The organism is Pseudomonas sp. MF08817 (genome assembly GCF_059862705.1).
Window position 1 is genome coordinate 36,171 of sequence record NZ_JCBCUY010000039.1, and the last position, 11,717, is coordinate 47,887.

At 62.8% G+C, this 11,717-nt stretch carries 11 protein-coding genes and 2 pseudogenes; 6 read left to right on the forward strand and 7 right to left on the reverse strand.

The window, feature by feature from the left end:
• Window positions 1–61: 61 nt before the first annotated feature.
• Window positions 62–277: pseudogene (locus tag AC19YR_RS21000) on the forward strand (aldehyde dehydrogenase family protein); the annotation flags it as partial.
• Window positions 278–382: 105 nt separating this feature from the next.
• Here the strand turns inward: AC19YR_RS21000 and AC19YR_RS21005 are convergent.
• The 4 genes from AC19YR_RS21005 to AC19YR_RS21020 all read right to left on the reverse strand — a co-directional run bounded on the left by AC19YR_RS21005 (window position 383) and on the right by AC19YR_RS21020 (window position 4,431).
• Complete coding sequence (locus AC19YR_RS21005) at window positions 383–1,354, reverse strand: FAD:protein FMN transferase (protein WP_500599999.1); 972 nt, start codon at window positions 1,352–1,354, stop codon at window positions 383–385.
• Window positions 1,338–3,518 (reverse strand): PepSY domain-containing protein, encoded by a 2,181-nt coding sequence (locus tag AC19YR_RS21010; protein ID WP_500600001.1) that lies wholly within the window; start codon window positions 3,516–3,518, stop codon window positions 1,338–1,340. Before AC19YR_RS21010 ends, AC19YR_RS21005 begins: the two co-directional genes overlap by 17 nt.
• Before the next feature lie 25 nt (window positions 3,519–3,543).
• The gene (locus AC19YR_RS21015) at window positions 3,544–4,014 is read right to left on the reverse strand and encodes a DUF2271 domain-containing protein (RefSeq protein WP_095109758.1); all 471 of its coding nucleotides are present in this window, start codon (window positions 4,012–4,014) and stop codon (window positions 3,544–3,546) included.
• A 93-nt stretch (window positions 4,015–4,107) separates the two neighbouring features.
• Entirely contained in the window at window positions 4,108–4,431 is a 324-nt protein-coding gene (locus tag AC19YR_RS21020; protein ID WP_095109757.1) for a PepSY domain-containing protein, read from the reverse strand.
• 132 nt (window positions 4,432–4,563) lie between these two features.
• Here AC19YR_RS21020 and AC19YR_RS21025 point away from each other — a divergent pair, with 132 nt between their 5' ends.
• The 3 genes and pseudogenes from AC19YR_RS21025 to AC19YR_RS21035 form a co-directional block, all read left to right on the forward strand.
• The gene (locus AC19YR_RS21025) at window positions 4,564–5,223 is read left to right on the forward strand and encodes a response regulator transcription factor (RefSeq protein ID WP_500600002.1); all 660 of its coding nucleotides are present in this window, start codon (window positions 4,564–4,566) and stop codon (window positions 5,221–5,223) included.
• Window positions 5,220–6,614 (forward strand): sensor histidine kinase, encoded by a 1,395-nt coding sequence (locus tag AC19YR_RS21030; RefSeq protein WP_500600003.1) that lies wholly within the window; start codon window positions 5,220–5,222, stop codon window positions 6,612–6,614. The genes AC19YR_RS21025 and AC19YR_RS21030 overlap by 4 nt, the downstream gene beginning before the upstream one ends.
• A gap of 9 nt (window positions 6,615–6,623) precedes the next feature.
• Window positions 6,624–6,707: pseudogene (locus tag AC19YR_RS21035) on the forward strand (NAD(P)-dependent oxidoreductase); the annotation flags it as partial.
• 37 nt (window positions 6,708–6,744) lie between these two features.
• Here AC19YR_RS21035 and AC19YR_RS21040 read toward each other — a convergent pair.
• A complete protein-coding gene (locus AC19YR_RS21040; protein ID WP_500600004.1) occupies window positions 6,745–7,713 on the reverse strand; it encodes an AraC family transcriptional regulator in 969 nt (322 codons plus the stop codon).
• A gap of 102 nt (window positions 7,714–7,815) precedes the next feature.
• Between AC19YR_RS21040 and AC19YR_RS21045 the strand changes: the two genes are divergently transcribed.
• The gene (locus tag AC19YR_RS21045; protein ID WP_500600006.1) at window positions 7,816–9,066 is read left to right on the forward strand and encodes an MFS transporter; all 1,251 of its coding nucleotides are present in this window, start codon (window positions 7,816–7,818) and stop codon (window positions 9,064–9,066) included.
• Between the two features lie 77 nt (window positions 9,067–9,143).
• On the opposite strand, the gene AC19YR_RS21050 is transcribed toward AC19YR_RS21045, so the two are convergent.
• Window positions 9,144–10,058 carry a LysR family transcriptional regulator gene (locus AC19YR_RS21050; protein WP_095109752.1) on the reverse strand — a complete coding sequence of 305 codons (915 nt, stop codon included), beginning with the start codon at window positions 10,056–10,058 and terminating at the stop codon, window positions 9,144–9,146.
• A 269-nt stretch (window positions 10,059–10,327) separates the two neighbouring features.
• Between AC19YR_RS21050 and AC19YR_RS21055 the strand changes: the two genes are divergently transcribed.
• Entirely contained in the window at window positions 10,328–11,350 is a 1,023-nt protein-coding gene (locus AC19YR_RS21055) for a zinc-dependent alcohol dehydrogenase family protein (RefSeq protein WP_095109751.1), read from the forward strand.
• Window positions 11,351–11,424: 74 nt separating this feature from the next.
• Here the strand turns inward: AC19YR_RS21055 and AC19YR_RS21060 are convergent.
• A partial coding sequence (locus AC19YR_RS21060; protein WP_500600008.1) for a hypothetical protein occupies window positions 11,425–11,717 on the reverse strand: 293 nt, incomplete at its 5' end.

The following is an 11,717-nucleotide window of genomic DNA, read 5'->3' on the forward strand; positions in this document are numbered from 1 at the left end:
CCGCAGGCCGGGGTCTTTATGCCAGTCGAAGTCATCAGAGCGGGCGGGCATCAGGTTGACTGGCTTGTCGGGCTACGTCACTTCGGCAAGCCTTGAGCGCAGCCGCGCAGTTGCGCGCCACCTGCGCACCGGCATGGTCCACCTCAACGGCGCCCGAGCCGACCAAGCCGCGCCCTTTGGCGGCTATAAACAGTCGGGTAACGGGCGCGAGTGGGGTGAGGCGGGATTTGACCAGTACCTGGAGAGCAAGTCGCTGTTCGGGTATTTGCCGCTCTAGGGGAGCCTAAAGGGCGACAGTTTAGTTGTCGCCCTGAATAGCCGTTCAGAGGCCTGGCCGCTGCTAGCGGACCTGTTTGTGATGCCCACCTTCCAGTTTTCGGTGTCAGCGGCTTTCAATCTGCGCCTGCAACTGGCCGCCAACAATCGAGATTTCTTTGTACTGCTGACCCTCGCGCAGCACGAACAACGCATCCATCCCGCGTTCCTGGGCCAGGCGTGGGCCCTGGGTTTCGCCCAAGACCATCAGCGCCGTGGCCCAGGCATCGGCGAGCATGCACGAGGCCGCCACCACGGTGACGGCGGCGAGCCGATTGCGCAGCGGTGCGCCGGTAGCCGGGTTCATGGTGTGGGCATAGGACTGACCGGCCACGTCCACCCAATGTCGATAGTCCCCGGAGGTCGCGATAGCGGCATCGCTGAGTTCCATCACACCCATCACTTCACGCACGCCGCGGGTGGGCTTTTCCAGGGCCACGGCCCAGCGCCGGCCGTCAGGTTTCATGCCCCGGGCGCGCATCTCGCCATCGATGCCGACCAGGTAGCGGGTGATACCCAAACCCTCCAGGCAACGGCCCAGCTCATCCACGCCAAAACCTTTAGCGATGCCACTCAAATCCAGGTTCAGCGCCGAGCGCTTGCGCACCTGATTGCGTTGCGAGTCAACCACTAGCGCGGCGCTGGCCAACACGCGGGGGCTCGGCGCCAGGGTACCGAGCGCTTGCTCCGGGCCCGTCTGCTCTCCAGGGCCGAACCCCCAGGCGTTGACCAGATCACCCACCGCGATGTCGAAGGCGCCGCCGGATTGCTGACTGACGCGCAGTGCAGCAGCCAGCACCGTGGCCAGTTCCTTGGGAACGGGCACCCAGTCGTGAGCGGGGGCGGCGTTGAGGCGGTTGAGGTCCGAGCCGGGTTTCCAGGTGGACATTTGTTGGTCCACCCGAGCCACGGCGTGGGCAAGGCGACGGCCAACATCGTCGACATCGATCCCGGCGTTGGCATAAAACAGGGCGGTGTAGCGAGTGCCCATGGTTTCACCGCTCAGGCTGTGGCGCGGCAACTCAGTAGACGTCTTCACGGTAGCGTCCTTGTGCCTTGAGGGTCAGCACATTCAGGTTCAGAGGCGCCAACACCTCATCGAGGGCCTGCATCACGCCTTTGGCCATTTCGCGGCTGCCACACACCAGCACCTGGGCGCCTTTTTCAATCAGTCGGCGCAAGGCCGGCGCATCGCCGATCAGCCGGTCTTGCACATAGCTGTGGTCCTGGCTCTGAGAGAAGGCGGCGCGCAGTGCCGTGAGGCGCTGGTCCGACAAGTATTGGTTAAGCTGCGGCTCGTAGAGAAAGTCCGAGGCCGGGTTGCGCCCCCCCCAATACAAGTGCATGGGGTGCCGGGCCTTGTTGTTACGGATAAAACCGGCCAGAGGACCGATGCCGGTGCCGGCGCCGATGAGGATCACCGGGTGGGCGCCCGATGCCGGGCGAAATTGCGGATTGGGCTGGATAAACGCCTCAATATGCGCGCCGATGCCCAGGCCATGAAGGAACTCCGAGCACAGGCCACCGCTGTGTTTACGCACGCAGATCTCCAGCACGCCGTCCTGGGAGCCGCTGGCCAACGAGTAAAAACGCGGGATCGGGCTGCCGGGGGGCACAATCCCCACCAGGTCGCCGGCCAGAAAGCCCGGCAATTTGCCGCGGGCTTTGAAGCGCAGTATGTGGGTCGGCGCGTTCACCTGTTCGCCATAGACAACCCGCTCTGTCAGTTGCAATTGATGTGTACGCGGCGGTTGCGGGGTGTGAACCAGCAGCAGTTCCTGGCCCAACGCTTCGCCCAGCGCGTGGCCCCAGCGCGCAAACTCCTGAGAGGACTGGCGGTTGACGGTTTCCAGCCCCAGCAAGGGCGAGCCACCGGCCTGGGACATTGCCTCCTGGACCTGATGGGCGTACTGACAGAACTGCGTAAACTGGCGATCGCCCAGGCCCAGCACGGCAAAGGGCAGGCCGGGCTTGAGGCCGGTCTTGGCCAACCGCGCCAGGAACTGCGAAGCCGAGGCCGGTGCATTGCCGTCTCCGTGGGTCGCGGTGAGGATCAACACCCGTTGGGCAGTGGGGTAGTCGCCCGTCCATTCATTCATCGGCGCGCTATGCACCTGATGGCCACTGCGGCGCAGTGCGTCGTGCAAGGTGTTGGCAAAGCCCCAGGTGCTGTTGTTTTCACTGCCCACCAGAATCACGCTGTCGGCGCAGTGGGCCGGGGTGTTGTGGCGGATAGTCGGGCCAGCCTTGCGGCGGCGCCACCACAACAGGATGCCGGTCACGCTCATCAGCGGCACGCAGAGGGCGCAGAGCCCAAGCAGCAGGCCCAGCCACCAGAGGCCTTCGCCGGTGTGCAACCGAAAGATCAACTCGTAGAGGTTGTGCATCGGGTCGTAGGCTTGATACGACAACAAGGCGCCGCTGGCCTGATCCACGTAGCCTTCACCTTGGGCCGTGCGCAGGGAAAACACATCGCGCGGGTTGCCAGGGCTGGGGAAGACCAGCTCGCGCAGGTCGTTCAGGTCGGTGGCCTGCAACGCTTGCAGCTTCCCTACTGGCAAGGCCGGGCCGGTGCTGACGTGGGCGGGGAAGGCAGGCTCTGGTTGACTGCCGTCGGCGATAAAACCGAAGCCGGTGGCGGACATGTAAAGCCCGCTCAATGCCGACAGCAGCAGCCCGAGCAGTGCCAGGCGCCCGACTTCAGCATGCCAGCGCTGGCTGAAGGTACCCCGCAGTGGCCGCAGCAGGTTGCGCCAGCCGCCCAGGCGCCGGGCCAGCAATAGCGCACCCGACACCGACAGCATCAGCATGAACAGCGCGCCGGCTCCCGATACGCCGTGGCCCGGCGTGCCAAGAAACAGTGAGCGGTGCAGTTCTTTCACCCAACGGGAGAACGGGGAGGGCTCGTATGGGGCGAGGCCTTGGCCGGTCAGTGGGTTGACCGATTGCGCCCCGGCCTGGCCGTTCTGGTTGTAGTAGACGAGCACCGTGCCGGACGCTGTGCGCTGGATCTGCTCCACGCCCGGAAAGTGGCTGGCAATGCGCCCGGCCAGTTGGCCGACATTGAGTTGCCCAGTAGAAGTGGGCGTGCTTTGCAGGTGCTCCAGGGCCGGCTCGACGGACAGGATCGCGCCGCTGATGGCCAACAGCATGACCAACAGGGCGGCGATCAGGCCAGGTAGGGAATGGAACTGGCGAAGCATGTTCAGCCTCCAGAAATGGCGGGTGCTACAGGTCGTAAGTAAAGGAACTGACGTAGGTATTGCCGGGCGCCGGCTTGCCTGCGCCCTCAGACGTCAAGGGCACGCTGACATCAGCGCGGGCATCGCGTTTGTCTTCGACGGCGCTGTCGATGCGGATCTGATACCCGGCATCAATCAGGGTGTCGGCCAGTTCGACGCTGACTTTGAGCGTGCGCCCGCTGCCGACACTGGCGCCGCTGACCCCGTCGAACTCGCTTGGGTTCATTGCGCTGCCCCGGGCCCAGTCGCCCAGATGCTTGTAGTACTTGGCCTTCTTACCGGCCACCCAAAGGGTTTTTTGGTATTGGCCGTTGGCGTCGGTCACGTAGATCGCCAGGTAAGCTTCATTGCCGCTGTAGTTCTTGAGCTGGGTGGTCAAGGTCACTTCACGGGCCTGGGCCAGGCCCGGCAGGGCAATGGCGCCGGCAAGGCAAGTGGCTGCGATGATCTTTTTCATGGGGGTGTCCTTTTTGATCGTTAGGCCAAGAGCCTGGACCTGCTTGCTGGCAGCAACCTGAAGCGCAGGAAAAACTCATCGGCAGGTAAGGCATCACTCGGTGAGCGGGGTGCCGAGGTAATCCCTGGCATCGCCGTCGTCGAGGAAATGGATCTCGAACGTGCGCAGGCGCAGTGAGGCCGGCGAATAGCTGGCTTCGATGGCATTGCCTTTGCGGTCCAACCCCTTGAGCTCGTAACAACCGTCGTCGACCTTGATGCGTTGCACGCTCCAGCCGTATTGCCGCTCTACCTGCTGACGCAGGGTTTCGCGCGGTTGCCAGTCGCTCACCGGGTCGCTGCAATGGTCATCCGCCAGGGCGTAACCACTGAGCAGCAGGCTCAGCAGCGTGGTGTTGGCAATAAAACCTGATTTCATGATCTGTCTCCTGCCGAGGTCGGCGTCAGGGGCGTACCTTAAGGTGCATTCCTGACAACCAGCTGAATCTTCAGATTCACGTCAGGTAAGGCAATTAAGCTGCTGCACGACAACCATCCCAGGAGATGCCAGATGCGGGTTTTATTGGTCGAGGACGCAGCGGGGTTGGGGGAGGCAGTGCGCGAACAGATTGCCGATGATGGCCACGCCGTCGATTGGGTGCAGCGCCTGGAGCATGCGCGCAACAGCGTGCGTACCACGGTGTACGACTTGATCCTTCTGGATCTGATGCTCCCGGATGGCCGGGGGCTGGAATTTTTACGTCAGCAACGCTCGGCAGGGGACGTGACCCCGGTGATTATCCTGACTGCACAGGATCAGATTTCCGATCGTATTGCCGGCCTCAATGCTGGCGCCGACGACTACCTGGTCAAACCGTTCGACTTGTTTGAACTCTCGGCCCGTGTGGCAGCGGTGGCCCGACGTTATAGCGGCAACCCCAATCCGCAGATCAAGCTCGGTGATGTGCAGGTCGACATGAGCGCCCGCACAGTGCAACGGGCCGGCGCGACGGTGGACCTGACGGCGCGGGAGTGGGCGCTGTTCGAGGCTTTTGTGCAACGCCCCAGCGCGTTGCTGTCCAAGTCGCAGTTGGAGGACCGGCTGTATGCCTTCGGCGCCGAAATCGAGAGCAATACCATCGAGGTCTACATCAGCCGGCTGCGTAAAAAACTCGGCCGCGAGCTGATTGAAACCGTGCGGGGCATGGGCTACCGGTTGATGTCCGTATGAAGCCGTCGTCAAGCCTGCAAAAACGTCTCGGCCTGGGTTTGACGTTGGGCACGACCTTGCTGTGGCTGGCGGCGACCGTCGGTGCCTGGCTGGTGGTGCAACATGAATTGAACGAGGTGTTCGACAGCGCGCTGCAAGAGACTGCACAGCGCATCCTGCCCCTGGCCGTGCTGGAAATCAGCAACCGGGAAGACCCCACGCAGGCGCAGCATGTCGCCACCCTGAAAATGCACAAGGAACACCTGACGTACCTGGTGCGCGATGCCAAGGGCCAGGTGCTGATGCAGTCCCACGACGCCAACCCGAAGATCTTCAACCCACACCCTGTCGAAGGCTTTTCAACCACTAAAAAATACCGTTTGTACGGCGCCAGTGCGCTGCGTGAGACGGTGTTCATCGAAGTCGCCGAACCGCTGAAGCACCGCCGTGAAGCAGCGTGGGAAGCGTCGCTTGCCTTGTTGTTGCCCCTACTGGTGCTGATTCCCATCAGCCTGTTAGGCACCTGGATGTTTGTGCGCATCAGCCTGCGCAGCGTATTGGCCTACCGTCGTGCCGTGGAAGCGCGGGGCGTGGGTGATCTGTCGCCGATCAGCGGAGCGCGATTGCCGGCGGAAATCGCGCCACTGGCCGAGGCGGTCAATCATCTACTGGAACGTTTGCGCAAGGCGTTGGAGGCCGAGCGCAGCTTTACGGCCAACAGTGCCCATGAACTGCGCACGCCACTGGCCGCGACCTTGGCGCAGATTCAGCGTTTGCAACACGAAGCGCCCGAGGGCCCGTTGCGGTTACGCGCGGCTAAAATCGAAAGCGCGTTGCGCGAACTGGCTCGGCTCTCGGAAAAACTCATGCAGTTGGCCAAGGCCGAGGGGGGCGGGCTGTTGTCCGAAACGCCCCAGGACCTCATCCCGCTGCTGGCCCATGTGGTCGATGAGTGGTACCACAGCAGTGGGCACCGGATCGAGCTGCACCTGCCAACCCAGACGAGTGTGTACTCGACGATAGACCCGGACGCCTTCGCCATTCTGTTGCGCAACCTGATCGAGAACGCACTCAAGTATGGCGCTGCGGATCAACCAGTCGAAGTCAGCCTCACCCATCAGGCGCTGCTGCGGGTGGTCAATGGTGGGCCGCCTGTGCCCGCGCCGGTGTTGCAGCAACTCACCGAGCGTTTTGTGCGCGGTCACAGTGAAATCAGCGGTTCAGGGCTGGGGTTGGCGATTGCCAAAGCCGTTGTGCAGGGCGTCAACGCGAGAATGAAATTGGTCTCCCCTGCAACAGGGCGACAGGAGGGGTTCGAGGTCTGCGTCTGGTTACCGCTCGCCCAAATCCCACCCGGTCGTCAGGCTACGCTTGGCGCTCTCTGCGCGTCGAGAACACCCCCCGAGCGTTGAATTCGTGGCGTGGCACGGGCGACCCTATGGCTGGCGAGCGCGCAGGCATCCTTCCTTACCGGTACATTCCTCGACGTCACGGGCGGTAAATGAATCACAGGCACGGATCATCCACTGCTTGCGCTCGGTTTCAAGTAACCGCGTGCTGCCTCACCTTGCGACTCAAACCCGGTGTCTTGCCCGTAATGCGCTTGAATGCGCGACTGAAAGCGGCCTGGGAGGTATAGCCCAAGCGCTGCGCCACCTCTTCAATCGGCAGCCTTTCGAGGGTCAGCCACTGGCTTGCAAGCCGCATTCGCAGTTCGGTGACATAGCGCAGCGGGGTCATGCCAATCGTCACTTGAAAGCGGTCCGCGAAGACCGAACGCGAGGTATTGCATTGCTCTGCCAACTGCGCAACGGTCCAGTCGCGGCCCGGTTGTTGATGGAGCGCCAGCAGTGCACCGGCCAAGCGTGGATCGCGCAAGGCGGCGACCAGGCCAGAAGCATTCCCGCAGGCGCACTCCACCCAACCGCGAACGACCATGGCGGCCACCACGTCGGCCAACCGCGCGAGGATACCGGCGAAGCCGACACGGGCGGCACTGACCTCGCGTTCCATGGTGGTCAGGATTGGCACCAGCCCGGGGTAACGCTGGCCGCCGGCATCAATCAGCATGAGGCCCGGCATCAGCCGGCCGAGGCCATGGATACTGCCCAGTTCAAACTCCATGCAACCACTGAACACAAGGGTGCTCGGCGTGGGGCTGGCATCGGTTCCGGTATCCACCGCGCTGACGGTGTCACCTAAGGGCGCGCCGTTTAGACGGTCGATGTCTTGAACAGGCACGTGGGAATGGGAAGACAGTTGATGGGCTGCGCCGTGGGAGATGAACACGGCGTTGCCGGCAGACAGCGCGTAGGTGCTGCCGTCCTCCATTCGCATTAGCGCATTGCCGACGGCCATGAAGTGGAACCAGGCATGCCCAGGTTTCTCCGCGAAACCCAAACCAAAGGTTGGGCCCGTTTGGATACGCCGGTATTCAACGCCACGCAGGCGCATGCCACGCAACAGCTCGTTGATGAGGTCCGAGGAAAGCGCAAACTGATCTGCAGGCATCGTTCAGGTGTTTTAGTCAAAAAGTAGAGACTTTGGATCATAGATCATCCAGTTTTCGGCGCCTAGACTTCGGCTCGCAATGAATATTGGGAGATCCGTGCAATGACTGACTGTGTATGTAACGCCGTGTCCGACCGCCATCCTGGCGTCGGCGCGGACGTAGAGCCTGCGACGCCCGCGTGGATGGCCGTCTTCTCGTTGGCAATGGGTGTGTTCGGATTACTGACCGCTGAGTACCTTCCGGCCAGTTTATTAACGCTGATGGCGACCGACCTGGGAGTGTCCGAATCGCTGGCTGGCCAGGCGGTAACCGTGACCGCCGTGGTGGCGCTGTTCGCTGGCTTGTTGGTGCCAGGCCTGACCCGCGGCATCGACCGCCGTTGGGTGTTGCTGGGTTTTTCCACGCTGATGGTCGCCTCCAATCTGTTGGTCGCCGTTTCCTCCAGCTTCGCGGTGCTGTTGTTGATGCGCATCTTGCTGGGCATTGCCCTTGGCGGGTTCTGGAGCATGGCGGCGGCAGTAGCGATGCGCTTGGTGCCGAGTGCTTTGTTGCCCCGGGCGCTGTCGATCATTTTCAGCGGCATTGCCATCGGCACGGTCGTTGCCGTGCCGCTGGGCAGCTATCTGGGCGGGCTATATGGCTGGCGCAGCGCGTTCTTTGCAGCGGCGGCGGTCGGCATGGTGACCCTGGCTTTCCAGTCGCTCACTCTGCCGCGCCTCGCGCCGCGCCGGCCGGCACGTCTGCGCACCGTGCTCGAGGTGTTACAGCGCCCAGGCATCGCCATCGGCATGTTCGGTTGTGTGCTGGTGCACAGCGGCCACTTCGCGATGTTCACTTATGTTCGGCCGTTCCTTGAAGGGACTACCGGCATCGGCCCGCAAGGGCTGTCACTGATGCTGCTGGGTTTTGGTGCGGCGAACTTCGTCGGCACGCTGTTGGCCGGCAGGCTGCTGGAGCGCCACCCGCTGGCCACTTTGGTACTGATGCCCGCGCTGGTCGGCGTTGCAGCACTGGCGTTGGTGCTGTTGCCGGCCTCGGTGCCGGGGCAGGCGGCACTGCTGGCGGTCTGGGGCTTGGCCTTTGGTGGTGTGCCGGTGGCGTGGTCGAACTGGGTCGCCAGCTCGGTACCCGATCAGGCGGAAAGCGCCGGAGGCATGGTAGTGGCCTCTGTGCAGTCAGCCATTGCCACCGGCGCGGCCGCCGGCGGTGCAATGTTCAGCCTCAGTGGCAGCGCAGGCGTATTCGTAGCGGCGGCCGTGCTGATGCTGCTCGCCGCGTTGCTGATTGCGTTGCGCGTCCGCGTCCCTTCTGCCTATGACGTTCGCCAGCCCAAGCCCGCGTTGCACCTTTGATCCGGTTTGCCACAGCGCCGCGATTCGTCCGTAATCAGGACTGAAACTGGACGAGTTCTGCGCCTGCCCGACGACGCCTAAAGACTCTCAGGATCGCCAAAAAACATCTGAATCCGCGAACGCAGCCAGCGCTCACCGGGGTCGTTGTCCTGGGAACCGCGCCAGGCCATGTGCAGCTCGAAGCTGCGTACCGGCAGGGGCGGGTCGTCGGCGCGCAGGCCGCCGGCGGCGGTGAGGGCTTGTGCGGTGTAGTCGGGCACGGTGGCGAGTATGTCGGTGCCGGCCAGCAGGGTGCCCAAGCCGTTGAACTGCGGTACGGCGAGTACGACATGGCGCTTGCGGCCGAGTTTTTCCAGTTCTTCATCGATGAACCCGCTCAGGTCGCCGGCAAATGACACCAAGGCGTGGGGGCGGGCGCAGAAGTCGTCCAGGCTCAGGGCGCCGGGCACGCTGTCGGCACGCAGCATCTTGGGCAGGCTGCGGCGCAGGATCTTGCGCTTGGCGTTGGCCGGCAGGTCGGTGGTGTAGCTCACGCCGATGGAAATTTCCCCTGAGGCCAATAAGCCGGGCATCAGGATGTAGTTGACCCGGCGCACGACCAACACGATGCCCGGCGCTTCGGCGCGCAGGCGCTTGAGCAGCATGGGCAGCAGGGCGAACTCCACATCGTCCGACAGGCCAATGCGAAATACCGCAGTGCTGGTGGCCGGGTCGAACTCGGCGGCGCGGCTGACAGCGGTGGAAATCGAGTCCAGGGCCGGGGAGAGCAGGGCGAAGATTTCCACTGCTCGGGCGGTGGGTTCCATGCTGCGCCCAGTGCGCACGAACAGCGGGTCGTCGAACAGCCCGCGCAGGCGCGAGAGGGCCGCGCTGATGGCCGGTTGGCCGAGGAACAGTTTTTCCGCAGCTCGGGTCACACTGCGCTCGTGCATCAGTGTTTCGAACACAATCAACAGGTTAAGGTCGACTCGACGCAGGTCGTTACGGTTCATCGGGTGTCCTGGCAAAATCGGCCAAGCGTGGCGGTACGCTTGACGAGAGCTGCCCGTTGAGAACAACGGTCGGCGTGAATCTTACGGGCAAAGGCTGCTACTCTGCACCGGCTAATTCATTTTTCCTACGTTGATGGTTCTGTTTTCTGGTCTGTATGCGTCGCGGAATCGATGACAGACATGTCGACTATTAATAGCCACGGGTAGTCTTGGCCAGAAAGCCCGGATAAAGTTCAGGGCATTAGAGGTTACTTTTGACGAGGTTTGCGATGTCCCGCACGATCCGTTTTCACAAGTTTGGCGCAGCCGACGTGCTCAAATGCGAAGAGCATGCGCCCGCGTTGCCCGCACCGGGTGAAGTGCAGGTGCGTGTCGAAGCGATCGGCATCAGTTGGTACGACGTTCTCTGGCGGCAGAACCTGGCGTCTTCCCACGCCCGTTTGCCTTCGGGCCTGGGCCATGAAATGGCCGGGGTGGTGACGGCGGTCGGCGAGGGCGTCGAGGACTTGGCGGTGGGTGACAAGGTCGCCAGTTTTCCGGCCGAAAGCCCCAATGATTACCCGGTGTACGGCGAAGTGATCGTGCTGCCGCGCAGCGCCTTGACCCGTTACCCCGATGTGTTGAGCCCCATCCAAGCCAGCGTGCACTACACGCCGCTGTTGATCGCTTACTTTGCCTACGTTGACCTGGCGCGGGTCAAACCGGGGCAGTTCGCCCTGGTCACCGACGCCAGCCACTGTGCCGGGCCCTCCTTCGTACAACTGGGCAAGGCCCTGGGCGTGCGGGTGATTGCCGCGACCAAGACCGCCGAAGAGCGCGAATACCTGCTGAGCCTGGGGGCCGAGAAGGTCATCGTCACCGAAGAGCAGGACCTGCTCATGCAGGTCAACAAGTTCACCGACAACCGCGGCGTCGACGTGGTGTTCGATGGCCTCGGCGGGCCGCAGATGTCGATGTTGGGCGACGTCTTGGCGCCCCGTGGCAGCCTGGTGCTCTATGGGTTGCAGGGCGGTAACCAGACACCGTTCCCGGCCTGCGCGGCGTTCCAGAAGAACATCCAGTTTTTTGTGCACTGCATCGGTAACTTTACCGGCAAGCCGGAACTGGGCATTGCCCAGGACCAGGTGGCGCTGCAACGAGCCTTACGCGACATCAACCAGCTCACCGCCGACCGCGTGCTGGTGCCGCTCAAGACCACCGTGTTCGCCTTCGACGAGTTCGTGAAGGCCCACCGCTACATGGACGAGTGCCCTTGCCGCGAACGGGTGGCGCTGCACATCGTCGCACGCTGAAGGTGGTTCCCAGCGCCAGCGCCCGAACCTGCGGCGCTGGCGTTTTTTTTTGCCCGCAGTTTGGGGTCGCGTAGTTAGCTGACGTTGCGCCCCATCCTTATTATTTGATCCGCGCATTCGCGCATTGTCGTTAGTCTTGAAGGGCGAACGAGTGGGCGGGCCTTTGACGATCTATTAACGACAACTTTTTCATGCAGATATGCTGGTCTGAGTATCTGAACTGGTTTTTCGCGTAAATCTGGGCGGCGGCAAAAACTGAGTGCAACACCTGACCTTTCCGGTACGGTGCTGCCCCTATGTCCTATTCCGAACTCAGCGTTGAAGAACGCGCCACCATTCAAATCGGCAATGCCCAAGGCTTCAGCCT

What these genes read in the sequence shown, in the direction of transcription:
- AC19YR_RS21010 (WP_500600001.1), bottom strand. Translation starts at nt 3,518, where the DNA reads ATGCTTCGCCAGTTCCATTCCCTACCTGGCCTGATCGCCGCCCTGTTG.
- AC19YR_RS21015 (WP_095109758.1), bottom strand. Translation starts at nt 4,014, where the DNA reads ATGAAAAAGATCATCGCAGCCACTTGCCTTGCCGGCGCCATTGCCCTG.
- AC19YR_RS21020 (WP_095109757.1), bottom strand. Translation starts at nt 4,431, where the DNA reads ATGAAATCAGGTTTTATTGCCAACACCACGCTGCTGAGCCTGCTGCTC.
- AC19YR_RS21025 (WP_500600002.1), top strand. Translation starts at nt 4,564, where the DNA reads ATGCGGGTTTTATTGGTCGAGGACGCAGCGGGGTTGGGGGAGGCAGTG.
- AC19YR_RS21030 (WP_500600003.1), top strand. Translation starts at nt 5,220, where the DNA reads ATGAAGCCGTCGTCAAGCCTGCAAAAACGTCTCGGCCTGGGTTTGACG.
- AC19YR_RS21040 (WP_500600004.1), bottom strand. Translation starts at nt 7,713, where the DNA reads ATGCCTGCAGATCAGTTTGCGCTTTCCTCGGACCTCATCAACGAGCTG.
- AC19YR_RS21045 (WP_500600006.1), top strand. Translation starts at nt 7,816, where the DNA reads ATGACTGACTGTGTATGTAACGCCGTGTCCGACCGCCATCCTGGCGTC.
- AC19YR_RS21050 (WP_095109752.1), bottom strand. Translation starts at nt 10,058, where the DNA reads ATGAACCGTAACGACCTGCGTCGAGTCGACCTTAACCTGTTGATTGTG.
- AC19YR_RS21055 (WP_095109751.1), top strand. Translation starts at nt 10,328, where the DNA reads ATGTCCCGCACGATCCGTTTTCACAAGTTTGGCGCAGCCGACGTGCTC.